Source organism: Pantoea sp. WEP, assembly GCF_041678305.1.
GTDB lineage: Bacteria > Pseudomonadota > Gammaproteobacteria > Enterobacterales > Enterobacteriaceae > Pantoea > Pantoea dispersa.
Genome location: NZ_JBGNXB010000001.1, coordinates 417301 through 440853, shown reverse-complemented (window position 1 = coordinate 440853; position 23553 = coordinate 417301). Strand labels below are relative to the sequence as shown.

The window sequence follows — 23553 nt, the reverse complement described above, 5'->3', positions numbered from 1 at the left end:
ATTCCTTATTGCACAGCAAACTGACGGCGAATCTTTCTCATCAGTAAGAATAGCCAGGGCCACAGGATACCGTCGACCACGCTACTCCAGAAGATTTCCGGGCGGAAGGAGACGTTGATGACCAGAAATTCTGCCCAGAAAACAATCACATCAACCGCCAGCGACAGCACCATAACCATTAATGCCTGCTGCCACAACGCCAGATTGCGGAATAGCTGAAATTTAAAGGCCACCAGATAGGCGATAATGCTGAACGCCAGCGCACGCACGCCCAGCGTTGAGCCGGCGACCAAATCCATAATGGCGCCAAGGAAAAAGCCGGTGCCCACGTTGACCCGGTGCGGCAGCGCCAGCACCCAGTAGATCAGGATCAGCAACAGCCACGATGGCCGGAACATGTAAATCTGATCCGGCCACGGCATAATTTGCAGGATAAGCGCAACAAGGAAGGACAGCCAGATCACCCAACGCCCCTGGCTGCGATATCGACTCAAGGCTGGCCTCCGCGCGAGTTCGCCGGATTACCCTGCGAACGGCTGCTGGCGGCGGGCTGTGGCGGCCCCATCTGCTGATTTTGCTGCATCATGGCGGGTGCCGGCGGCCCCATTTCGCCCGCGGGCGGCAGCACCTGCGGCATCATCTGCATCAGGCGTTCGTTGGCCACGCGATGTACTTCGTCCGGTGCCATCGGCATGTCGCCCGTTCTTATCCGCACCCCACAGCAGCAGCAGGTAGCGCAGACGCTGCAGACCGGCGGTCGGACGCGCCTGAATCACGGTATAGGCACGCTGCGTATCCACTTTCACTGACGACACCACGCCGACCGGATACCCTTCCGGGAAGCGTCCGCCCAGGCCTGACGTCACCAGCACATCACCGACGCGAATATCCGTATTGCCCGGCAGATGCTCCAGTTGCAGATCTTCGCTGCAGCCGTTACCGGCGGCGATGACGCGAATATCGTTACGCAGCACCTGAATCGGCAGGGCGTGCGAGGCATCGCAGATCAGCAGCACGCGGCTGGTCATCTGCCCTACCGCCACCACCTGGCCGACCACGCCTTTATCGCTGATCACCGGCTGGCCTTCATACACGCCGTTGACGCTGCCTTTATCGATGATCACCTGATCGGTGTAAGGATCGGTGCCGGTGGAGATCACCTGGGTCACCATTTTGTGCTCATCCTGACGCAGCGGCGAGCCGAGCAGCTCGCGCAGACGCGCGTTTTCCTGCTTGTATTGCCCCAGCATCAGCAGGTCACTGTTTTTCAGGAAGAGCTCACGGCGCAGCGCTTTGTTTTCCAGCTCCAGCTGCTGGCGCGAGGCCAGCGTTTCGGAAACGCCGTCAAGAAGCTGTCGTGGCCCGTTGGCCAGGAAGTAAAATGGACTGACCGACGTGTCCAGGTAGTTGCGGATCTGGGAGAACGTGCTGATCCGGCTATCGGCGACAATAATCGCGATAGCCACAATCACGGCCAGAAACAGGCGCAACTGCAGGGAAGGTCCCCTGCTAAAAATCGGCTTCATAAATTCTGCGAATTCCTCGACATCAGGGAAGAAGCGTGAGTGTCAGCACTCACGCCTCCAGGGCTGGACGCTATACGCCGTCGTGCGCAGCGTCGCCAGTTACCCCGCATCCTGCAAACCGCAGTGACGACGTTGTGCCGCTGCTGCCCGGTGCCTGCTGCTGAGGCTGCCGTGCGGCATGCGATGGCCATCGTCCTGCCGTTGTGCTGATTTTGGGTATCGTCGCTATTCCCTGCGCAATTTGACCACGGTCTCAGCCGGAGAGGAATTACTCCTCGCTGAACAAATCGCCGCCATGCATGTCGATCATTTCCAGTGCTTTACCGCCGCCGCGCGCTACGCAGGTCAGCGGATCTTCTGCGACTACCACCGGAATACCGGTCTCTTCCATCAGCAGACGATCAAGGTTACGCAGCAGCGCGCCGCCACCGGTCAGCACCATACCGCGCTCGGAGATGTCAGACGCCAGCTCCGGCGGGCACTGCTCCAGCGCGACCATCACGGCACTGACGATACCGGTCAGTGGCTCCTGCAGCGCTTCCAGGATTTCATTCGAGTTCAGCGTAAAGCCACGCGGCACGCCCTCAGCCAGGTTACGGCCGCGCACTTCGATCTCGCGCACTTCGTCACCCGGATAAGCAGAACCGATCTCATGCTTGATACGCTCTGCGGTGGCTTCACCAATCAGCGAGCCGTAATTACGGCGCACGTAGTTAATGATAGCTTCATCGAAGCGATCGCCACCAATACGCACAGAAGAAGAGTAAACCACGCCGTTCAGGGAGATAACCGCGACTTCGGTCGTACCGCCACCGATATCCACCACCATCGAGCCGGTCGCTTCTGACACTGGCAGACCCGCGCCGATCGCCGCGGCCATGGGTTCTTCAATCAGGAACACTTCACGGGCACCGGCGCCCTGCGCCGATTCGCGGATGGCACGGCGCTCAACCTGGGTCGCACCGACCGGCACGCACACCAGCACGCGTGGGCTGGGGCGCATAAAGCTGTTGCTGTGCACTTGCTTGATGAAGTGCTGGAGCATTTTTTCAGTCACGAAGAAGTCGGCGATAACGCCATCTTTCATCGGACGGATAGCTGCGATGTTACCCGGCGTACGGCCAAGCATCTGCTTTGCATCATGACCAACAGCCGCTACGCTCTTTGGGGAGCCGGCGCGATCCTGACGAATGGCAACCACAGAAGGCTCGTTCAGCACGATGCCTTGTCCTTTTACGTAAATCAGGGTATTCGCGGTACCCAGGTCAATGGACAAGTCATTGGAAAACATGCCACGAAATTTTTTAAACATACTAAGGGATAATCCTGCAAGCTGGGGGCGGAAAATAAAATCCGCCTACTTTACCAACCACGCGAAGCCGCTACAAGGCGCAAAAACGTTCTGCTTCGGTGAAAAACCAGGCTGAATAATTTTTCGCGGCGGTGCTGCCGTCCGACACCGGCGTTAAACGGCGCTAAGCAGCCGCTCTAAACGCAAATTCACCCGCCGGTCGCGGGTGAATTCCGACATAAAATCTAACATTTCCCGCCGCCGATCGCGCTGGCTGCGCACGGCATAAAGGCGAAAAATAGCCGCCTGCTGCCGTATCTGTGGCTGACGCGCTAAATCCGGTAACGTTGCGAGTGTTTCTTCACGTTACTGTTCACCGGCAGCGAAGGGGCAAAAAAGTCGCCCTGGCCGCCCGCGACGCCCAGCCCGGCCAGCGTTTGCCACTCCGCGCGCGTGCGTACACCGGCGGCAAAGACTTTGGTGGGCGTGGATTTACACACTTCCAGCAAACTTTGCACGAACAGCTGATTTTCTGTACGGCGCTCAATGTTGCGAATCAGGCCCGGGTCGAGCTTAATCAGCTCAATCGGGAACTGCTTGATGTAAGCGCTACTCACCACCGTTAATCCGGCCTGATCTACCGCAATCCGACAGCCAAACGCGGTCAGCATACGGAAAACCGGCACTAAACGATTGATGTGTTGACAAACATCCGCCTCAGCAAGTTCAAATAAAAATCGTTTTCTTTGCGATTTACTGCACTGCAGCAGCAATTTTTGCAGCCAGCGCTGGAACGGCCGTTGCAGCAGTGAATCGATATTCACCGGCAGCGCCAGCGTTTCATCCGGCCAGACCTCCGACAGCGCCGCAATACGCATGACCAGTTGGCGATCCCAGCTGTCGGCCATGCCGAGCTGCAGCACCAGCGGCATGAACTCTGCCGACACCACCTCTTTATCGCCGTCGAACACGCGCGCCAGCATTTCACGGTGATGCACTTTGCCGTCCAGCAGCACCGCAGGTTTCTGGTACAGACGCGGGCCGCCGCGGTTTACGGTGTTTTCCAGCAGGGTGCGCCAGCGCACGCTGCCGCGCCCCATCTCCAGCGTATTGCCCTCGCCCACCGACCAGTTGTTGCCGCCCTGCAGCGCCGCCCGGCGCGTGGCCAGTTCGACGTTCTCCATCACCTGCGACACCGACTCGCCGCTGCGCCAGGCGCTGATGCCAATGTGGATCAGATCATCACGATCCACCATGCGCATCGGCGGCAGCGAATCCACTGCATTTATCAGCTGGTCAGCAATGCTGTTGGCCTCTTTCAAAGTGCGGTGCGGCAGCAGTACGGCAAAGTCGCTGCGGAAATAGCGCGCCAGCAGCGCACCCGGATAGCGCAGCACGAAGGTGGAGAGCATATTCACCAGGTCGAACAGGTATTCATCGACCAGCGTCGGCCCGAGGGTTTCATGTAGCGTGTCGAGGTCCGGCAGCCGCACCATCATCACCACACCGTGCGTACCAACGTCTTCCTGGTCTTCCAGCAACGTGGCCAGTTGGTTATCGAAAAACAGGCGATTATTCAGGCCGGTACGCGAATCCTGCGCGGCAAAAGTGCGGATTAAGGTGTCGATACGCAGACGCTGCTCGCCGGCTTCCTGTAAATCCCCCAGCAGCAGATCAATAGCGCGGCTGGCTTTCGGCGGCCATTCGGCGATGGTATCGCTGCGCGGCGCGCGCTCGCCAGCCAGAATACGCTCCGCGCGCGCCTCCAGCCGCTCCATATGCTGCCAGCGGCGGTTAAGCCAGCGGTGCGTCATCACCAGCAGTGCCGACATGATCGCCACCACCGTCAGCAGGATAATCAGCGTGTAGGCACCGGTGAACGAGCGGAACCAGGTTTTGGCGGGATCGAGCACCACCACGCGCAGCGCCATGCCCGGCGCGTGCACCAGCGGCACATCCAGTTGAATGAAACGATTGGGCTCGTCTTCCAGCATCGGATTTTCATGGCGCGCGAGGCGGAACAGCACGGTATCATCGTGATGCAGTTCCAGCTGTTCGGCATTGATGACGGGCATCAGGCGCGTCAGCCACTGCGTCAGTTCCTGCGGTGACTGGCTGGCCAGCGCTTTATCGACTTCCGTCGCCAGCGTCTGCACACGGTTCTCTACGCGCTGCTGCGACAGCCAGATAAAACTAAAAGCGCAGCCTACCAGCATCAGTAACATCGCCAGTAAGCTTAATAAGGTAATAAACGCAGAAAACTTGGTTGTTAATCGCATCCCTGTGCCTGTATCACTGCGGTTTATGAACGCCAGCCCACGGTTCGCGCCAGCCGCGCTGGTGCAAACCTGAGCAAATTATCACAATTACCGATCCAAATCAGCGCCCGCCCGGCGGCGGGTTTCGCCACCCTGCGGCGCGAGTATAACGTCAAAGTGTGCAGCGCTGCCTTCCGGGGCGGCTTTTTCGGCCTATTCTCAACAGAACGCACCGGCCAGGAAATTTCACATTTTGCCAGCGAAAGTGGCGCGCCGGGCAGCGTTTGATCATGCTAGCTGCAGTTAATCGATTTGCCGGAGAAAGCCATGAAGCGCACGCACATCCTTACCGAAGCCGATGTTACGCCGGAAAGCATTTTTAATCTGCGCCGCCGCCAGGTGCTGAAAGCGCTGGGGCTAGGCGCTGCCGCGGCCAGTCTGCCCGGCGGCGCACAGGCCGATGTGCTGAGCTGGTTTAAGGGCAATGACAGGCCGCCGGCGCCTGCCGGACGCGATCTGCAGTTCAGTAAACCCGCCCAGTGGCAGGCGGACCTGCCGCTGACGCCGTTTGATAAAGTCGCTGGCTACAACAACTTCTACGAATTTGGTCTCGACAAAGCCGATCCTGCCGCCAATGCCGGCACGCTGAAAACCGACCCGTGGCAATTGCGCATTGAGGGCGAAGTGGCGAAGCCGATGACGCTGGATATGGACGACATCTTCAAACGTTTCGCCATGGAGCAGCGTATCTATCGCATGCGCTGCGTTGAGGCCTGGTCGATGGTGATTCCCTGGGTAGGCTTCGAACTCAACAAGCTGCTGAAGCTGGCTGAACCCACCAGCAATGCCCGCTATGTCGCTTTCCAGACGTTATACGCGCCCGATCAGATGCCGGGACAAAAGGACCGCTTTATCGGCGGCGGGCTGGATTATCCCTATGTTGAAGGCTTGCGGCTGGACGAAGCGATGCATCCGCTGACGCTGCTCAGCACCGGCGTTTACGGCAAAGCGCTGCCGCCGCAAAACGGCGCGCCGATTCGCCTGACGGTGCCGTGGAAATATGGCTTTAAAGGGATTAAGTCGATCGTCAAAATTACCCTGACGCACGATCGTCCGCCTACCACCTGGAGCCAGATCGCCGCTAACGAGTATGGCTTCTACGCTAACGTGAATCCGCACGTCAACCACCCGCGCTGGTCGCAGGCCACTGAGCGCTTTATCGGTGCGGGCGGCATTCTCAAGGTGGAACGCCAGCCGACGCTGCTGTTCAACGGTTATGCTAAAGAGGTGGCCTCGCTGTATCGCGGTCTCGATTTACGGGAGAACTACTGAGTGCGCCTGACATTACGCCACGTTACGCTGCTGAAAGTGGTGCTGCATCTGGCGGCGTTTCTGCCGCTGGTGTACCTGTTTCTGGCGGCAAATCAGGGCTGGCTGAGCGCCGATCCGGCGAAAGATATCCAGCATTTTACCGGCCGCATGGCGCTGAAGCTGCTGCTGGCGACGCTGCTGGTAAGCCCGCTGACGCGTTATCTGAAGCAGCCGCTGCTGATTCGTACCCGCCGGCTGCTCGGCCTGTGGTGCTTTGCCTGGGCCTGTCTGCATCTCACCAGCTACTATCTGCTGGAACTGGGTTACGATCATCTGCGATTACTCGGCAGTGAGATTGTCTCGCGCCCCTATTTGTTACTGGGCATGATCAGCTGGATTATTCTGTTTGCTCTCGCCATCACCTCTTTTCAGCGCGCCCAGCGCAAACTGGGACGCCGCTGGCAAACGCTGCACAACGGCATCTATCTGGTCGCGATCCTCGCGCCTGTCCACTATCTTTGGTCAGTGAAAGTGCTGTCACCGCAGCCGTGGATTTATGCACTACTGGCGCTGGCGCTGTTAGGCTGGCGTTACAATAAGTTGCGTAAACTTCTGCGCCGATAATCCCCGCAAGGTTGTTTTCCTGCTGCGAGATCTGTTAAAAGGTGTGGCCTTCGGGCCTCGCCGGATCAACTTCGCAGATAAGACCAGTATTTTGCTGCGAATTGCCTCGAAACGGATATAATGCCCGGCTTTATTGCAAGCGAAGTCTTCTTTTTCACTCTGAAGAGTGACAAATGAAGGATGTCGCGGTATTTTACGCGATGCCTCACTGATTGCAGGAGATAGCCGCAAGATGGCGCATAAATTTCACATACTGCTGTTAAACGGACCCAACCTGAACCTGTTGGGAACGCGCGAGCCTGACAAGTATGGTCACACGACGCTGGCGCAGATTGTCAGCGATCTGACGCAACAGGCCGACCAGCACCATGTGAAATTGAGTCATCTGCAATCGAATGCGGAATACCAGCTGATTGATCGTATTCACGAAGCCCGCGGCAACGTCGATTACATCATCATTAACCCGGCTGCGTTTACGCACACCAGCGTTGCCCTGCGCGATGCGCTGTTGGCGGTTAGCATTCCTTTTATTGAGGTGCATCTCTCTAATGTGCATGCACGCGAACCGTTCCGACACCACTCCTATCTTTCCGATGTATCTGCCGGCGTCATCTGTGGACTGGGCGCCGATGGCTACTCGTGGGCTTTACAAACGGCCGTAAAACGCCTGTCACATTCCAATTAAACAGAGTACGGAACCACACTCATGGATATTCGTAAAATTAAGAAACTGATCGAACTGGTTGAAGAGTCCGGCATCGCTGAGCTGGAAATCTCTGAAGGCGAAGAGTCAGTTCGCATCAGCCGTTCACCTGCCAATGTCGGTTACCCTATGATGCAGCAGGCTTATGCTGTTCCGGCTCCACAGCCTGCGCTGGCTGCTGCGGTTGCACCTGCTGCTGCGCCTGTCGCTGCAGAAGCGGCTAAACCTGAAGTCAGCGGCCACATCGTGCGTTCGCCGATGGTCGGTACCTTCTATCGCACCCCAAGCCCGGACGCCAAAGCGTTTGTGGAAGTGGGTCAGAAAGTGAACGCTGGCGACACCCTGTGCATCGTTGAAGCGATGAAAATGATGAACCAGATCGAAGCCGATAAATCCGGCGTTGTGAAGGCGATCCTGGTGGAAAGCGGCCAGCCGGTTGAATTCGACGAGCCGCTGGTCGTCATCGAATAACGAGGCGAAGCATGCTGGATAAAATTGTCATTGCTAACCGTGGTGAGATTGCGCTGCGCATTCTGCGTGCCTGTAAAGAACTGGGCATCAAGACTGTGGCGGTTCACTCCACGGCAGACCGCGATCTGAAGCACGTGCTGCTGGCGGACGAAACCGTCTGCATCGGCCCGGCGCAGTCGGTCAAAAGTTATCTTAATATCCCGGCGCTGATCTCCGCCGCCGAAATCACCGGCGCGGTTGCGATCCACCCGGGCTACGGCTTCCTTTCTGAGAACGCCGATTTCGCCGAGCAGGTTGAGCGCTCTGGCTTTATCTTCATCGGTCCGAAAGCCGACACCATTCGCCTGATGGGCGACAAAGTGTCAGCAATCAACGCGATGAAAAAAGCCGGCGTACCGACCGTACCAGGCTCTGACGGTTCGCTGACCGACGACATGGAGAAAAACCGTGCCATCGCTAAGCGCATCGGCTATCCGGTGATCATCAAAGCCTCTGGCGGCGGCGGCGGTCGCGGTATGCGCGTTGTGCGCAGCGACAAGGATCTTGAGCAGTCCATCAACATGACGAAAGCGGAAGCCAAAGCGGCTTTCAACAACGACATGGTGTACATGGAGAAATTCCTCGAGAATCCACGCCACATCGAGATTCAGGTTCTGGCCGATGGTCAGGGCAACGCCATCTATCTGGCCGAGCGTGACTGCTCCATGCAGCGTCGCCACCAGAAAGTGGTCGAAGAAGCACCAGCACCGGGCATCACGCCGGAACTGCGTCGCTACATCGGCGAGCGCTGCTCTAACGCCTGTGTGGAAATCGGCTATCGCGGTGCCGGTACGTTCGAGTTCCTGTATGAAAACGGTGAGTTCTACTTCATCGAGATGAACACCCGTATTCAGGTGGAACATCCGGTCACCGAGATGATCACCGGCGTCGACCTGATCAAAGAGCAGCTGCGTATTGCTGCCGGTCAGCCGCTGTCAATCAAACAGGAAGATGTGGTGGTGCGCGGTCATGCGGTCGAGTGCCGTATCAACGCCGAAGACCCGAACACCTTCCTGCCGAGCCCGGGCAAGATCACCCGTTTCCACGCGCCAGGCGGTTTTGGCGTGCGCTGGGAATCGCACATCTATGCCGGCTACAGCGTGCCGCCGTATTACGACTCAATGATTGGTAAGCTGATCACCTACGGCGAAAACCGTGACGTGGCTATCGCGCGCATGAAAAATGCGCTGGCGGAACTGATCATCGACGGCATCAAGACTAACGTCGATCTGCAGATGCGCATCATGACCGACGAAAACTTCCAGCAGGGTGGTACTAACATCCACTATCTGGAGAAGAAACTCGGCCTGCACGAGAAGTAAGCGCAGCGCAGAGCAATGCAGAGGCCGGTTAAACCGGCCTTTTTCATTTTTGTTGCCTTTGAGGTTGCATGATGGATGGGCGTTTTTTGCAAGCTAATAAAGAGGCGCGCTGGTCGCTGTACCTGACGCTGGCGTACCTCGCCCTCTGGGGCGTGTCCGCGTGGCTCGGCGGCACACAAAGCGGTTTCACCGGTTTACCGCGCTGGTTTGAGCTCTCCTGCGTGTTCGCGCCCGTGCTGTTCATTGGCCTGTGCTGGCTGATGGTGCGCGTGGTGTTCCGCGATATGTCTCTGGAGGACCACGATGGAAACTGAAATCATTCTGCCACTGCTGGCCTATCTGGTGCTGATTGCCGGGCTGTCGGTGTTTGCCATGCGCAAACAGCGCCACGGCAACTTCCTGAGTGAGTATTTCCTCGGCAGTCGCTCGATGGGCGGTTTTGTGCTGGCGATGACCATCACCACTACTTACATCAGCGCCAGCTCATTTATTGGCGGGCCAGGCGCGGCGTATAAATACGGGCTGGGCTGGGTACTGCTGGCGATGATCCAGGTGCCGGCGGTCTGGCTGTCACTCGGCGTGCTGGGCAAAAAATTCGCGATTCTGGCACGACGCTACAACGCGGTGACGCTCAATGACATGCTGTACGGTCGCTACCGCAGCCCGCTGCTCATCTGGCTGGCCAGTATCAGCCTGCTGGTGGCGTTTATTGGTGCCATGACGGTACAGTTCATCGGCGGCGCGCGCCTGCTGGAGACGGCCGCCGGTATTCCTTATGACACCGGACTGCTGATTTTTGGCGGCACCATCGCGCTGTATACCGCGTTCGGCGGCTTTCGCGCCAGCGTGCTCAACGATGCCATGCAAGGGCTGGTGATGCTGATTGGCACCTTCCTGCTGCTGTTTGCCGTCATCCACCAGGCGGGCGGTCTGGCAACGGCGGTCACCAAACTGCGTAGCATCGATCCGCAGCTGGTGTCACCGGAAGGCGTCGGCAACGTCATCAATCCAACCTTCCTCAGTTCGTTTGCCGTACTGGTGTGCTTTGGCGTGATTGGGCTGCCGCATACCGCCGTGCGCTGCATCTCCTACAAAGACAGCAAAGCGATGCATCGCGGTATCATCCTCGGCACCATCGTGGTGGTGATACTGATGCTCGGTATGCATCTGGCCGGCGCACTCGGTCGCGCGGTACTGCCGGATCTGGCGATTCCGGATCGCGTGATCCCGACGCTGATGATCACCGTGCTGCCACCGATGGCGGCTGGCGTGTTCCTCGCGGCGCCAATGGCGGCGATCATGTCGACGATTAACGCGCAGCTGCTGCAATCGTCCGCTACGCTGATCAAAGATCTTTACCTGCGCATTGCGCCGCAGCACAGCGAGAACGAGGCGCGTTTGCGGCTGCTCTCCGGCACCATCACCTTTGTGCTCGGCCTGCTGCTGCTGCTGGCGGCCTGGAATCCGCCAGATATGATTATCTGGCTCAACCTGCTGGCGTTCGGTGGCCTTGAAGCGGTCTTTCTGTGGCCGCTGGTGCTGGGACTGTACTGGGAGCGCGCCAATGCGGCGGGCGCCATCAGTGGCATGGTGGTGGGAGCCGGATGCTATACGCTGCTTGCCAGCCTGAAAATCGAACTGTGGGGCTTTCACCCTATCGTGCCATCGTTGACATTAAGCCTGCTGGCCTTCCTGGTGGGTAATCTGTTCGGCAGCGCGCCTGACGCACGCGATGCTGCCCTGGAATAAAAGAGAAACGCTATGCCATGGATTCAAATCAAAATTAACAGCACCGGCGAGCACGCCGAAACCCTCAGCGACGTGCTGATGGACGCCGGTGCGGTGTCGGTCACCTTTCAGGACACGCACGACAACCCGGTGTATGAGCCGCTGCCAGGTGAAACCCGGCTGTGGGGCGATACCGATGTGACTGGCCTGTTCGACGCGGAAACCGCCATGGACGATGTGGTGGCCGAACTGAGCCAGCATCCGCTGCTGGGATCGGGTTTCCGCCATAAGATCGAACAGATCGAGGATAAAGACTGGGAGCGCGAATGGATGGATAACTTCCATCCCATGCGTTTCGGTGAACGCCTGTGGATCTGCCCCAGCTGGCGCGACGTGCCGGATCCGGATGCAGTCAACGTGATGCTTGATCCCGGTCTGGCCTTTGGTACCGGCACCCATCCCACCACGTCGCTGTGCCTGAGCTGGCTGGATGGTCTCGATCTGCAGGGCAAAACGGTGATCGATTTCGGCTGTGGCTCCGGCATTCTGGCCATCGCCGCGCTGAAACTCGGTGCAGACCGGGCGATCGGCATTGATATCGATCCGCAGGCGATCCAGGCCAGCCGCGATAACGCCGAGCGCAACGGCGTTGCCGACCGCCTGTCGCTGTATCTGCCGCACCAGCAGCCGGAAAACCTGCAGGCGGATGTGGTGGTCGCCAATATCCTCGCCGGTCCGCTGCGCGAACTGGCGCCGCTGATTAGCGTGCTGCCGAAAGCCGGCGGCCATCTTGGTCTGTCCGGCGTGCTGGCCAGCCAGGCGGAAAGCGTGTGTGAAGCCTATGCGGAGCGTTTTGCACTGGACGCCGTGGCGGAAAAAGAGGAGTGGTGCCGCATCACTGGCGTGCGCCGCTAACCGACGCATGGGCCAGCGACTGCTGGCCCGATTTCCCCCGCCTGAGACCTGTCTCAAATCCCCGCCAGCCCCGTTTTCCTGCCGTTTCTTTACATTGAAATCAGTAGACTGCTGCACCAGGCGATAGCGCTATCCCTGTTAACCGTGCCGTGCGCGGCACATAACATTGATATATCGCTTAGTGAATAAATGATGATGAAAAGCAAACACACATTGATCGCTCTGCTGCTGGCAGCAGCGCCTTTTGCTCACGTTCAGGCTGCCGCCTGGGATTATGCTCAGCCACAGCAGTGGGGCGACCTGTCCCCTGATTTTCACGTCTGCAAGCAGGGCGTGAATCAGTCGCCGATTGATATTCGCCAGGCGCTGCATGCCAGTCTGCCGGCGCTGACGCTGGAACTGCAGGCGCGCCAGGCCGCCATTGTTAACAACGGCCACACCGTGCAGATCAACCTGCAGCAGGGTGATACGCTGACGCTGGACGGCGAGACCTTCACACTGAAGCAGTTTCACTTCCATACCCCGAGCGAAAACCTGATCGACGGCAAACGCTATCCGCTTGAGGGCCACTTTGTATTCAGTGACGAGCAGCAGCAGCTGGCGGTGATCGGGGTGATGTTCGAAGCCGGTGCGGCAAATCCGGTACTGACGACGCTGCTGGATACGCTGCCGGCGCAGGTCAATCAGCCAGCTACGCTGCAGCAGGATGTCGATATTACGCCACTGCTGCCCGCCGATCGCCGTTACTACCGCTTCAGCGGTTCACTCACCACGCCTCCGTGCAGTGAAGGCGTGCGCTGGCTGGTGATGAAGCAACCGGTAACGGCTTCCGCACAGCAGCTGCAGGCCTTCAGCGCGGTGCTGGGTGAACACGGTAACAGCCGCCCGGTGCAGCCGCTCAATGGCCGGCTGGTGGTTGAGTAACGAAATACTCACTAAACGTAAATAAAGCGTTCACTTTTCAATCAAATCACCGCCATTTCTCTTGCCGATTCGCGGAAGTGGCGGTTTTTATGTTGTGATTCAGCGCATATTTTTGGAAAAACTTTTGCTCACAATTTCAGCGTATTTTTGTAATGCACTGAATTTAAACAAGTAATGATGAATACCCCGCTGCTAAGCCCCATTTCCCTGATCTTAAACGGCGAATTGTTCAAAGTTTGGCCTTTCATCTTTCGGAAAAAATGCGTAATATACGCCGCCTTGCGAACAGTTAGGGTCACTTCTTTTTCATGCGCATTGGACATCACCAGCTACGTAATCGACTCATCGCTGCGCCTATGGCCGGAGTATCCGACAAGCCATTTCGCACCCTGTGTTATGACAACGGCGCCGGTATGACTGTCTCCGAGATGCTGTCATCGAACCCGGAAGTCTGGGCCAGTGACAAATCGCGTTTGCGTATGGTGCATAGTGACGAGCCCGGTATTCGCGCCGTGCAAATTGCGGGTTGCGATCCCGATGAGATGGCCGCCGCCGCGCGCATTAATGTTGCGTCCGGTGCACAGGTTATCGACATCAACATGGGCTGCCCGGCTAAAAAAGTGAATCGTAAGATGGCAGGTTCAGCGCTGCTGCAGCATCCGCAGCTGGTGGAGTCAATCCTCCGTGCGGTGGTGAACGCAGTCGATGTACCGGTTACGCTGAAGATTCGCACCGGCTGGGACAAAGAAAATCGTAATTGTGTAGAGATTGCCCAATTGGCTGAACGCTGTGGTATTCAGGCCCTGACCATTCATGGCCGCACGCGCGCCTGTTTGTTTGAAGGGCAAGCTGAATACGACAGCATTCGGACAGTTAAGCAGAGCGTCGCTATTCCGATTATCGCGAATGGTGACATTACTGACCCGCACAAAGCCAGGGCAGTGCTCGACTACACCGGAGCCGATGCTCTGATGGTGGGACGCGCTGCTCAGGGAAGACCGTGGATCTTCCGGGAAATCCAGCATTATCTGGACACAGGGGAGCTGCTGGCACCGAAGCCGCTGGCTGAAGTGAAGCATATGCTGATTGGACACATACGGGAGCTGCACGACTTTTACGGTCAGCGCAAGGGATACCGTATTGCCCGAAAACACGTTTCCTGGTATTTGCAGGAAAGTGCCCCTGACGACCAGTTTCGGCGCACATTCAACGCCATAGAGGATGCCAGCGAACAGCTGGAGGCGTTGGAGGCATACTTCGAAAATCTTGCGTAAACGAAATAAAGAGCTGAAAGAACTATGTTCGAACAACGCGTAAATTCTGACGTACTGACCGTTTCTACCGTTAACTCACAGGATCAGGTGACGCAAAAGCCTCTGCGTGATTCGGTTAAACAGGCACTGAAGAACTATTTTGCTCAACTGAACGGTCAGGATGTAAGTGACCTGTATGAGCTGGTACTGGCTGAAGTCGAGCAGCCTCTGTTGGACATGGTGATGCAGTATACCCGTGGCAACCAGACCCGCGCTGCCCTGATGATGGGCATCAACCGCGGTACGCTGCGTAAGAAGCTGAAAAAATACGGCATGAACTAAGCGTTCTGGTTCCTTGCTGCGATAACGCCAGCCTTTGGGCTGGCGTTTTTGTTTGTATTTCCCGCCTGTTAACACCGCGTGAAACGATTATCGTCAAAATGGTAACGATAGTTGCAATCGCCGGCGTGATAGCTCATCTCTCTCAGGGCCGTTGCCCTGCCCTGTTTTTGCGCAGGAAAAGTCCTCCTGATCGCCCCTCAGCCCGCTTTGTTTGTGATCCTGAACCGCTTCAGCGGTAATTCCACTTTGCCGTACACCTGTTCATGAGCGTTAGCTCACACTGCTTCCATATAGTGAAACTTTTTGCACTATTTGTGATCGTGGCGACTCGTCATGCTGCCTTTTGGTGCGCGATAGTAGCGACAACTTTCCGGATACGTCCGTTTATTAAAAGATCTTTCCAGTGAATTCAGGATTCTGCAAACCTGGCATCAGCTTTGCAGTGTCGTGGATGGCTGAACGCCACAGAAAGAAATAAGCGCACAGTAAAGTGCGCGCAAACATAACAACACACGATCTCGCCACACAGGATGCTTTATGAAAAAGATGATGCTTTCCACCCTGATTGCTGCCGCCTCGCTGTTCGCCGTGACCCAGCAGGCGCACGCAGGCACCACGCTGGACGCCATTAAGAAGAAAGGGTTTATACAGTGCGGTATCAGCGATGGTCTGCCAGGGTTCTCTTACGCTGACGCCAGCGGCAAATTCACCGGTATCGATGTTGACGTGTGCCGCGCCGCTGCTGCTGCGGTCTTTGGCGATGCCAGCAAAGTAAAATACACCCCGCTGACCGCCAAAGAGCGCTTCACCGCGCTGCAGTCAGGCGAGGTGGATATCCTGTCGCGTAACACCACCTGGACCTCATCACGCGATGGCGGCATGGGCTTCCTGTTCGCCGGCGTAAACTACTATGACGGCATCGGCTTCCTGACCCATAAGAAAGCCGGTCTGAAAAGCGCCAAAGAGCTGGATGGTGCCACCGTGTGTATCCAGGCCGGGACCGATACCGAGCTGAACGTGGCCGACTACTTTAAAGCCAACAAAATGCAGTACACGCCGGTCACCTTCGACCGCTCTGATGAGTCCGCTAAAGCGCTGGATAGCGGCCGCTGCGATACCCTCTCTTCTGACCAGTCACAGCTGTATGCGCTGCGCATCAAGCTGGGCAAGCCGGATGACTTTATCGTACTGCCAGAAGTGATTTCGAAAGAGCCGCTGGGCCCGGTCGTGCGTCGCGGTGATGATGACTGGTTCACCATCGTGAAATGGTCGCTGTTCGCCATGCTGAATGCGGAAGAGATGGGCATTAGCTCGAAGAACGTTGATGAGATGGCGGCGAAGCCAACCACGCCAGATATGGCACACCTGCTGGGCGCAGAGGGTGATTTCGGTAAAGACCTGAAGCTCGACAACAAGTGGGCGTACAACATCATCAAGCAGGTTGGCAACTATCAGGAAGTGTTCGATCGTAACGTTGGTAAAGACAGCGCGCTGAAAATTGCACGTGGCCAGAATGCGCTCTGGAACCAGGGCGGCATCCAGTACGCTCCACCAGTGCGTTAATTGTCTCCTGCCAGTCGGGCACCGCATCCTGCGGTGCCCACGCGTATTCTTCACTGAGGTTTTAACATGTCGCAACGCCCAACCGTGAAAAGGGATTTTTCGTTCGGTAATCCTACGGTTCGCGCCTGGCTTTACCAGATTGTCGCGATTGTGGCGGTGTTTGCTGTGGTGGGTTATCTGATCCACAACACGGTGATCAACCTTGCCAATCGCGGTATTACCTCCGGCTTTGGCTTTCTTGAGCGCAACGCCGGTTTCGGCATCGTCCAGCATCTGATCGATTACAGCGAAGGCGATACCTACGCGCGTGTGTTTATGGTCGGGTTAACCAACACCCTGCTGGTCTCCGCGCTCTGTATTGTCTTCGCCTCGATCCTCGGCTTCGCCATCGGTCTGGCGCGCCTGTCGGATAACTGGCTGCTGCGCAAGCTGTCGACCATTTATATCGAGACGTTCCGTAATATCCCGCCGCTGCTGCAAATCTTCTTCTGGTACTTTGCCGTGCTGCGCAATCTGCCGGGCCCGCGTCAGGCGCTGAACGCGTTCGATCTGGCTTTTGTCAGCAACCGCGGTTTGTATATACCGTGGCCGGAGTATGCACCCGGCACCTGGCCATTCCTGATCGCGCTGGCGATTGCCATCGCCGCCAGCGCCGCGCTGTTCCGCTTTAACCGCAAGCATCAGCTGAAAACCGGTCAGCTGCGCCGCACCTGGCCCGCTGCGGCCGGTTTAATTGTGCTGCTGCCGCTGATCGCCCATACGCTGTTTGGTGCCGCCACGCACTGGGATGTGCCCGAGCTGCGCGGCTTCAACTTCCGCGGTGGCTTTGCCATGATTCCGGAACTGGCAGCGCTGACGCTGGCACTGTCGATCTACACCTCTTCCTTTATTGCTGAGGTGATTCGCGCCGGGATTCAGTCAGTACCGCATGGCCAGAGCGAAGCGGCACGTTCGCTCGGGCTGCCCAACCCGGTTACGCTGCGTCAGGTGATCATTCCGCAGGCGATGCGCGTGATTATCCCGCCGCTCACCAGCCAGTACCTTAACATCGTAAAAAACTCCTCGCTGGCGGCCGCGATCGGCTATCCGGATATGGTGTCGCTGTTTGCCGGCACCGTACTGAATCAGACAGGCCAGGCAATTGAAACCATTGCCATCACCATGGCGGTTTATCTGATTATCAGTCTGCTCATTTCGCTGCTGATGAACCTCTATAACCGCAAAATTGCGCTGGTTGAGCGTTAAGAGAACGGAACCATTATGTCTGTGACCACACACGAAACGCCGCCGGTGTCGGGCAATCCACTGGGTAAAGCCTGGCTCTGGGCGCGTAAAAACCTGTTCTCCAGCTGGCTGAATACGCTGCTCACGTTACTCAGCCTGTGGATTATCTGGAGCGTTATCCCGCCGGCGCTGAACTGGTTGATCTTCCAGGCTAACTGGATTGGCGAAACCCGTGCGGACTGTACGAAAGCGGGCGCCTGCTGGGTCTTTATCCACGCGCGCTTTGGCCAGTTCATGTACGGGCTCTATCCGCATGAGCTGCGCTGGCGCATCAATCTGACGCTGGTGATTGGCCTGCTGTCGATTGTGCCGATGTTTATCAAATCCATGCCGCGCCGCGGCCGCTATATCGCCTGCTGGGCGGTGATCTATCCGGTCGTCGTCTGGCTGCTGCTGTATGGCGGCTATTTCGGGCTGGATCGCGTGGAAACGCGCCAGTGGGGCGGCCTGACGCTGACGCTGATTATCGCATCTGTCGGCATTGCCGGGGCGCTGCCGCTCGGCATTCTGCTGGCGCTGGGCCGTCGCTCTAAAATGCCGGTGGTGCGCACCCTGTCAGTGATTTTCATTGAGTTCTGGCGTGGCGTACCGCTGATTACCGTGCTGTTCATGTCTTCAGTGATGCTGCCGCTGTTTATGGCGGAAGGCACCACGATAGACAAACTGGTGCGTGCGCTGGTTGGCGTGATCCTGTTCCAGTCGGCGTATGTCGCCGAAGTGGTACGTGGCGGGCTGCAGGCCCTGCCTAAAGGCCAGTACGAAGCGGCAGAGTCGCTGGCGCTCGGCTACTGGAAAACCCAGGCGCTGGTGATTTTACCGCAGGCGCTCAAGCTGACCATTCCCGGTCTGGTGAACACCATCATCGCGCTGTTTAAAGATACCAGCCTGGTGATCATTATCGGCCTGTTCGATCTGTTCAGTAGCGTGCAGCAGGCAACCGTCGACCCTACATGGCTGGGTATGTCGACCGAAGGCTATGTCTTCGCTGCACTGGTTTACTGGATTTTCTGTTTTAGCATGTCGCGCTATAGCCAGTATCTGGAAAAGCGCTTCCACACCGGGCGTAAATCGCACTGAGGTTTTACATGACACAAACAATGACAACGGCGGCTAACGCCATGATGATTACGCTCGAAAACGTGAACAAATGGTACGGGCAATTCCACGTGCTGAAAGATATCAACCTGCAGGTGAAACCGCGCGAGCGTATCGTGCTGTGCGGTCCTTCGGGTTCCGGTAAATCCACCACCATTCGCTGCATCAACCATCTGGAAGAGCATCAGCAGGGACGGATTGTCGTAGACGGCATCCACCTGAATGATGATGTACGCAATATTGAACGCGTGCGCACCGAAGTCGGCATGGTATTTCAGCACTTCAATCTTTTCCCGCATCTGACCGTTCTGCAGAACTGCACGCTGGCACCGATGTGGGTACGCAAGATGCCAAAGAAAGAGGCCGAAGAACTGGCGATGCACTATCTGCAGCGCGTGCGCATTGCTGAGCATGCCCATAAGTTTCCCGGGCAGCTCTCTGGCGGACAGCAGCAGCGCGTGGCCATCGCCCGTTCGCTGTGTATGAAGCCGAAGATTATGTTATTCGATGAACCCACCTCCGCGCTCGATCCTGAGATGGTTAAAGAGGTGCTGGATACCATGATCGGCCTGGCGGAAGACGGGATGACGATGCTGTGTGTGACGCATGAGATGGGCTTTGCGCGTACGGTTGCCGATCGGGTGATCTTTATGGATCGCGGTGAAATCGTGGAGATGGCGCCGCCGGAAGAGTTCTTTGCGAATCCGAAATCCGAGCGGACCCGGGCGTTTCTGTCGCAGGTTATCCACTAAACGAACCCGATTCGCCGCATCATTCAGCCCTTGCCAGCATGGCAGGGGCTTTTTTATGTCTGTGGATTTTATTGAGGGTTTTTATTGCGATAAAGGTCACCACGAAAAACAAAAAAGCCCTGAACAGATGTTCAGGGCTTTCGTGTTTGATGCCTGGCAGTTCCCTACTCTCGCATGGGGAGGCCCCACACTACCATCGGCGCTACGGCGTTTCACTTCTGAGTTCGGCATGGGGTCAGGTGGGACCACCGCGCTGTTGCCGCCAGGCAAATTCTTTTAAACCGAACTCATGCCATAACTGGTGCTGATACCCAGAGTCGAACTGGGGACCTCACCCTTACCAAGGGTGCGCTCTACCAACTGAGCCATATCAGCACACTAAATTTGATGCCTGGCAGTTCCCTACTCTCGCATGGGGAGGCCCCACACTACCATCGGCGCTACGGCGTTTCACTTCTGAGTTCGGCATGGGGTCAGGTGGGACCACCGCGCTGTTGCCGCCAGGCAAATTCTTTGTGCACGAAACGAATCTTTTTCACTGATGCCGCGTTGCCCGTCCTCGCGCTACTCAGTCACATACTTCTGTATGCTCCCTCGTACCGTCTCGTCCGGCGCCTCGCCTCAGCGCAAAATCTTTCGTTTCCGCTAATTTTTCCGTCACAAGCTGAAAATTCTCCGGTCTCTCAGACCAAAACGCCTCTGGCGTTGTAAGGTTAAGCCTCACGGGTCATTAGTACCGGTTAGCTCAACGCATCGCTGCGCTTACACACCCGGCCTATCAACGTCGTCGTCTTCAACGTCCCTTCAGGACCCTTAAAGGGTCAGGGAGAACTCATCTCGGGGCAAGTTTCGTGCTTAGATGCTTTCAGCACTTATCTCTTCCGCACTTAGCTACCGGGCAGTGCCATTGGCATGACAACCCGAACACCAGCGGTGCGTTCACTCCGGTCCTCTCGTACTAGGAGCAACCCCCCTCAATTCTCCAGCGCCCACGGCAGATAGGGACCGAACTGTCTCACGACGTTCTAAACCCAGCTCGCGTACCACTTTAAACGGCGAACAGCCGTACCCTTGGGACCTACTTCAGCCCCAGGATGTGATGAGCCGACATCGAGGTGCCAAACACCGCCGTCGATATGAACTCTTGGGCGGTATCAGCCTGTTATCCCCGGAGTACCTTTTATCCGTTGAGCGATGGCCCTTCCATTCAGAACCACCGGATCACTATGACCTGCTTTCGCACCTGCTCGAGCCGTCACTCTCGCAGTCAAGCTGGCTTATGCCATTGCACTAACCTCCTGATGTCCGACCAGGATTAGCCAACCTTCGTGCTCCTCCGTTACGCTTTGGGAGGAGACCGCCCCAGTCAAACTACCCACCAGACACTGTCCGCAGCCCGGATTACGGGCCTACGTTAGAACATCAAACATTAAAGGGTGGTATTTCAAGGTTGGCTCCACGCAGACTGGCGTCCACGCTTCAAAGCCTCCCACCTATCCTACACATCAAGGCTCAATGTTCAGTGTCAAGCTATAGTAAAGGTTCACGGGGTCTTTCCGTCTTGCCGCGGGTACACTGCATCTTCACAGCGATTTCAATTTCACTGAGTCTCGGGTGGAGACAGCCTGGCCATCATTACGCCATTCGTGCAGGTCGGAACTTACCCGACAAGGAATTTCGCTACCTTAGGACCGTTATAGTTACGGCCGCCGTTTACCGGGGCTTCGATCAAGAGCTTCTCCTTGCGGATAACCCCATCAATTAACCTTCCGGCACCGGGCAGGCGTCACACCGTATACGTCCACTTTCGTGTTTGCACAGTGCTGTGTTTTTAATAAACAGTTGCAGCCAGCTGGTATCTTCGACTGGCCTCGGCTCCGGGAGCAAGTCCCTTCACCTACGCGCCAGCGTGCCTTCTCCCGAAGTTACGGCACCATTTTGCCTAGTTCCTTCACCCGAGTTCTCTCAAGCGCCTTGGTATTCTCTACCTGACCACCTGTGTCGGTTTGGGGTACGATTTCGTGTTACCTGGAGCTTAGAGGCTTTTCCTGGAAGCAGGGCATCAGTTACTTCACCGCCGTAGCGGCTCGTCATCACGCCTCAGTGTTAAAGAAGACCGGATTTGCCTGGTCTTCACACCTGCACGCTTAAACCGGGACAACCGTCGCCCGGATAACCTAGCCTTCTCCGTCCCCCCTTCGCAGTAACACCAAGTACAGGAATATTAACCTGTTTCCCATCGACTACGCTTTTCAGCCTCGCCTTAGGGGTCGACTCACCCTGCCCCGATTAACGTTGGACAGGAACCCTTGGTCTTCCGGCGAGCGGGCTTTTCACCCGCTTTATCGTTACTTATGTCAGCATTCGCACTTCTGATACCTCCAGCGTGCCTCACAGCACACCTTCAGCGGCTTACAGAACGCTCCCCTACCCAACAACACATAGTGTCGCTGCCGCAGCTTCGGTGCATGGTTTAGCCCCGTTACATCTTCCGCGCAGGCCGACTCGACCAGTGAGCTATTACGCTTTCTTTAAATGATGGCTGCTTCTAAGCCAACATCCTGGCTGTCTGTGCCTTCCCACATCGTTTCCCACTTAACCATGACTTTGGGACCTTAGCTGGCGGTCTGGGTTGTTTCCCTCTTCACGACGGACGTTAGCACCCGCCGTGTGTCTCCCGTGATAACATTCTCCGGTATTCGCAGTTTGCATCGGGTTGGTAAGCCGGGATGGCCCCCTAGCCGAAACAGTGCTCTACCCCCGGAGATGAATTCACGAGGCGCTACCTAAATAGCTTTCGGGGAGAACCAGCTATCTCCCGGTTTGATTGGCCTTTCACCCCCAGCCACAAGTCATCCGCTAATTTTTCAACATTAGTCGGTTCGGTCCTCCAGTTAGTGTTACCCAACCTTCAACCTGCCCATGGCTAGATCACCGGGTTTCGGGTCTATACCCTGCAACTTAACGCCCAATTAAGACTCGGTTTCCCTTCGGCTCCCCTATGCGGTTAACCTTGCTACAGAATATAAGTCGCTGACCCATTATACAAAAGGTACGCAGTCACCTAACAAGTAGGCTCCCACTGCTTGTACGTACACGGTTTCAGGTTCTGTTTCACTCCCCTCGCCGGGGTTCTTTTCGCCTTTCCCTCACGGTACTGGTTCACTATCGGTCAGTCAGGAGTATTTAGCCTTGGAGGATGGTCCCCCCATATTCAGACAGGATACCACGTGTCCCGCCCTACTCGTCGGACTCACAACTCATGCATCTTCGTGTACGGGGCTGTCACCCGGTATCGCGCGACTTTCCAGACGCTTCCACTGATGCACAAGCTGATTCAGGTCCTGGGCTGCTCCCCGTTCGCTCGCCGCTACTGGGGGAATCTCGGTTGATTTCTTTTCCTCGGGGTACTTAGATGTTTCAGTTCCCCCGGTTCGCCTCGTTAACCTATGTATTCAGTTAACGATGATGCACAGAGTGCACCGGGTTTCCCCATTCGGACATCGACGGCTGTAGCGGTTCATATCACCTTACCGTCGCTTTTCGCAGATTAGCACGTCCTTCATCGCCTCTGACTGCCAGGGCATCCACCGTGTACGCTTAGTCGCTTAACCTCACAACCCACAGGCGTTTTGCAACGCTGCAGACTGCAAGCATTTGAGAGACCCGAACACATCGTAAATTTCATTCTTATTACGGAGAATGAACACGACGTGTCGTTTCAATTTTCAGCTTGTTCCGGATTGTTAAAGAGCAATAACTTCGCAATGCATTCAGTAAATGCATTCTGAAGTTGTATCAACGCGGGTTCGTTGATGGTGGAGCTAAGCGGGATCGAACCGCTGACCTCCTGCGTGCAAGGCAGGCGCTCTCCCAGCTGAGCTATAGCCCCGATGAGTGTTGTAAAACGCATGAGTACCAAGGAGAATCATTTTTCAGGCAAGGCGCAGTGTCGCGACGCATAGTCTTCTATGCGAGCGGCGCTGTAACGCAGCATGAGAAATGATTTGGTAGGCCTGAGTGGACTTGAACCACCGACCTCACCCTTATCAGGGGTGCGCTCTAACCACCTGAGCTACAAGCCTGCAGGCGTTTTACGCTCTTCTCTAAGTTCATCAGACAATCTGTGTGAGCACTTCGCGGGAAGGTATC

Annotated in this window: 18 protein-coding genes, 3 tRNA genes, 3 rRNA genes and 1 pseudogene; 15 read left to right on the top strand and 10 right to left on the bottom strand. The window is 56.7% G+C overall.

What is annotated here, in order from left to right:
- Window positions 1–5: 5 nt before the first annotated feature.
- The 4 genes and pseudogenes from mreD to csrD all read right to left on the bottom strand — a co-directional run bounded on the left by mreD (window position 6) and on the right by csrD (window position 5096).
- Window positions 6–494 carry a rod shape-determining protein MreD gene (gene mreD, locus ABVR31_RS02110; protein ID WP_031279826.1) on the bottom strand — a complete coding sequence of 163 codons (489 nt, stop codon included), beginning with the start codon at window positions 492–494 and terminating at the stop codon, window positions 6–8.
- A pseudogene (gene mreC, locus ABVR31_RS02105) lies at window positions 491–1526 on the bottom strand (rod shape-determining protein MreC). Before mreC ends, mreD begins: the two are co-directional and overlap by 4 nt.
- A gap of 268 nt (window positions 1527–1794) precedes the next feature.
- A complete protein-coding gene (gene mreB, locus ABVR31_RS02100) occupies window positions 1795–2838 on the bottom strand; it encodes a rod shape-determining protein MreB (protein WP_003855260.1) in 1044 nt (347 codons plus the stop codon).
- A 311-nt stretch (window positions 2839–3149) separates the two neighbouring features.
- The gene (csrD, locus tag ABVR31_RS02095) at window positions 3150–5096 is read right to left on the bottom strand and encodes an RNase E specificity factor CsrD (protein ID WP_058759881.1); all 1947 of its coding nucleotides are present in this window, start codon (window positions 5094–5096) and stop codon (window positions 3150–3152) included.
- 306 nt (window positions 5097–5402) lie between these two features.
- Here csrD and msrP point away from each other — a divergent pair, with 306 nt between their 5' ends.
- The 15 genes from msrP (at window position 5403) to ABVR31_RS02020 (ending at window position 19401) form a co-directional block, all read left to right on the top strand.
- Entirely contained in the window at window positions 5403–6407 is a 1005-nt protein-coding gene (gene msrP / locus ABVR31_RS02090; RefSeq protein WP_021508154.1) for a protein-methionine-sulfoxide reductase catalytic subunit MsrP, read from the top strand.
- Entirely contained in the window at window positions 6408–7010 is a 603-nt protein-coding gene (msrQ, locus tag ABVR31_RS02085; protein WP_021508155.1) for a protein-methionine-sulfoxide reductase heme-binding subunit MsrQ, read from the top strand.
- 232 nt (window positions 7011–7242) lie between these two features.
- Window positions 7243–7695: a type II 3-dehydroquinate dehydratase gene (aroQ, locus tag ABVR31_RS02080; protein WP_021508156.1), complete on the top strand. Its 453-nt coding sequence runs from the start codon at window positions 7243–7245 to the stop codon at window positions 7693–7695.
- A gap of 21 nt (window positions 7696–7716) precedes the next feature.
- A complete protein-coding gene (gene accB / locus ABVR31_RS02075; protein WP_058759883.1) occupies window positions 7717–8184 on the top strand; it encodes an acetyl-CoA carboxylase biotin carboxyl carrier protein in 468 nt (155 codons plus the stop codon).
- Window positions 8185–8195: 11 nt separating this feature from the next.
- Window positions 8196–9545 (top strand): acetyl-CoA carboxylase biotin carboxylase subunit, encoded by a 1350-nt coding sequence (gene accC / locus ABVR31_RS02070; RefSeq protein WP_021508158.1) that lies wholly within the window; start codon window positions 8196–8198, stop codon window positions 9543–9545.
- Window positions 9546–9616: 71 nt separating this feature from the next.
- Window positions 9617–9859, top strand: coding sequence for a YhdT family protein (locus ABVR31_RS02065; protein WP_372773952.1), 243 nt, complete (start codon window positions 9617–9619; stop codon window positions 9857–9859).
- Complete coding sequence (gene panF / locus ABVR31_RS02060) at window positions 9849–11294, top strand: sodium/pantothenate symporter (protein WP_104093876.1); 1446 nt, start codon at window positions 9849–9851, stop codon at window positions 11292–11294. The genes ABVR31_RS02065 and panF overlap by 11 nt, the downstream gene beginning before the upstream one ends.
- Before the next feature lie 12 nt (window positions 11295–11306).
- Window positions 11307–12188, top strand: a complete 882-nt coding sequence (gene prmA, locus ABVR31_RS02055; RefSeq protein WP_372771738.1) for a 50S ribosomal protein L11 methyltransferase — start codon at window positions 11307–11309, stop codon at window positions 12186–12188.
- Window positions 12189–12383: 195 nt separating this feature from the next.
- Window positions 12384–13112, top strand: a complete 729-nt coding sequence (locus ABVR31_RS02050; RefSeq protein WP_031279827.1) for a carbonic anhydrase — start codon at window positions 12384–12386, stop codon at window positions 13110–13112.
- Window positions 13113–13420: 308 nt separating this feature from the next.
- Complete coding sequence (gene dusB / locus ABVR31_RS02045) at window positions 13421–14386, top strand: tRNA dihydrouridine synthase DusB (RefSeq protein WP_040679767.1); 966 nt, start codon at window positions 13421–13423, stop codon at window positions 14384–14386.
- 24 nt (window positions 14387–14410) lie between these two features.
- The gene (fis, locus tag ABVR31_RS02040) at window positions 14411–14707 is read left to right on the top strand and encodes a DNA-binding transcriptional regulator Fis (protein ID WP_003855228.1); all 297 of its coding nucleotides are present in this window, start codon (window positions 14411–14413) and stop codon (window positions 14705–14707) included.
- A gap of 537 nt (window positions 14708–15244) precedes the next feature.
- On the top strand, window positions 15245–16270 hold the full coding sequence (locus ABVR31_RS02035) for an amino acid ABC transporter substrate-binding protein (RefSeq protein WP_058759887.1): 1026 nt from the start codon (window positions 15245–15247) through the stop codon (window positions 16268–16270).
- 66 nt (window positions 16271–16336) lie between these two features.
- The gene (locus tag ABVR31_RS02030) at window positions 16337–17515 is read left to right on the top strand and encodes an amino acid ABC transporter permease (RefSeq protein ID WP_021508165.1); all 1179 of its coding nucleotides are present in this window, start codon (window positions 16337–16339) and stop codon (window positions 17513–17515) included.
- A 15-nt stretch (window positions 17516–17530) separates the two neighbouring features.
- On the top strand, window positions 17531–18631 hold the full coding sequence (locus ABVR31_RS02025; RefSeq protein WP_372771737.1) for an amino acid ABC transporter permease: 1101 nt from the start codon (window positions 17531–17533) through the stop codon (window positions 18629–18631).
- Between the two features lie 8 nt (window positions 18632–18639).
- Window positions 18640–19401, top strand: a complete 762-nt coding sequence (locus ABVR31_RS02020) for an amino acid ABC transporter ATP-binding protein (RefSeq protein WP_058759889.1) — start codon at window positions 18640–18642, stop codon at window positions 19399–19401.
- Between the two features lie 151 nt (window positions 19402–19552).
- Here ABVR31_RS02020 and rrf (ABVR31_RS02015) read toward each other — a convergent pair.
- From rrf (ABVR31_RS02015) to ABVR31_RS01990, 6 genes are all read right to left on the bottom strand, one after another.
- A 5S ribosomal RNA gene (gene rrf / locus ABVR31_RS02015) occupies window positions 19553–19668 on the bottom strand.
- 32 nt (window positions 19669–19700) lie between these two features.
- A tRNA-Thr gene (locus ABVR31_RS02010) sits at window positions 19701–19776 on the bottom strand.
- A gap of 14 nt (window positions 19777–19790) precedes the next feature.
- Window positions 19791–19906: ribosomal RNA gene (rrf, locus tag ABVR31_RS02005) — 5S ribosomal RNA — on the bottom strand.
- Between the two features lie 204 nt (window positions 19907–20110).
- Window positions 20111–23015: ribosomal RNA gene (locus ABVR31_RS02000) — 23S ribosomal RNA — on the bottom strand.
- Window positions 23016–23217: 202 nt separating this feature from the next.
- Window positions 23218–23293: transfer RNA gene (locus tag ABVR31_RS01995), tRNA-Ala, on the bottom strand.
- A gap of 116 nt (window positions 23294–23409) precedes the next feature.
- Window positions 23410–23486 (bottom strand) — tRNA-Ile (locus ABVR31_RS01990).
- Window positions 23487–23553: the final 67 nt, after the last annotated feature.

Bases quoted from the DNA above. Each gene is read 5' to 3' on its own strand.
- mreB (WP_003855260.1), bottom strand. From the start codon at position 2,838: ATGTTTAAAAAATTTCGTGGCATGTTTTCCAATGACTTGTCCATTGAC.
- csrD (WP_058759881.1), bottom strand. From the start codon at position 5,096: ATGCGATTAACAACCAAGTTTTCTGCGTTTATTACCTTATTAAGCTTA.
- msrP (WP_021508154.1), top strand. From the start codon at position 5,403: ATGAAGCGCACGCACATCCTTACCGAAGCCGATGTTACGCCGGAAAGC.
- aroQ (WP_021508156.1), top strand. From the start codon at position 7,243: ATGGCGCATAAATTTCACATACTGCTGTTAAACGGACCCAACCTGAAC.
- accB (WP_058759883.1), top strand. From the start codon at position 7,717: ATGGATATTCGTAAAATTAAGAAACTGATCGAACTGGTTGAAGAGTCC.
- accC (WP_021508158.1), top strand. From the start codon at position 8,196: ATGCTGGATAAAATTGTCATTGCTAACCGTGGTGAGATTGCGCTGCGC.
- ABVR31_RS02065 (WP_372773952.1), top strand. From the start codon at position 9,617: ATGGATGGGCGTTTTTTGCAAGCTAATAAAGAGGCGCGCTGGTCGCTG.
- panF (WP_104093876.1), top strand. From the start codon at position 9,849: ATGGAAACTGAAATCATTCTGCCACTGCTGGCCTATCTGGTGCTGATT.
- prmA (WP_372771738.1), top strand. From the start codon at position 11,307: ATGCCATGGATTCAAATCAAAATTAACAGCACCGGCGAGCACGCCGAA.
- ABVR31_RS02050 (WP_031279827.1), top strand. From the start codon at position 12,384: ATGAAAAGCAAACACACATTGATCGCTCTGCTGCTGGCAGCAGCGCCT.
- dusB (WP_040679767.1), top strand. From the start codon at position 13,421: ATGCGCATTGGACATCACCAGCTACGTAATCGACTCATCGCTGCGCCT.
- fis (WP_003855228.1), top strand. From the start codon at position 14,411: ATGTTCGAACAACGCGTAAATTCTGACGTACTGACCGTTTCTACCGTT.
- ABVR31_RS02035 (WP_058759887.1), top strand. From the start codon at position 15,245: ATGAAAAAGATGATGCTTTCCACCCTGATTGCTGCCGCCTCGCTGTTC.
- ABVR31_RS02030 (WP_021508165.1), top strand. From the start codon at position 16,337: ATGTCGCAACGCCCAACCGTGAAAAGGGATTTTTCGTTCGGTAATCCT.
- ABVR31_RS02025 (WP_372771737.1), top strand. From the start codon at position 17,531: ATGTCTGTGACCACACACGAAACGCCGCCGGTGTCGGGCAATCCACTG.
- ABVR31_RS02020 (WP_058759889.1), top strand. From the start codon at position 18,640: ATGACACAAACAATGACAACGGCGGCTAACGCCATGATGATTACGCTC.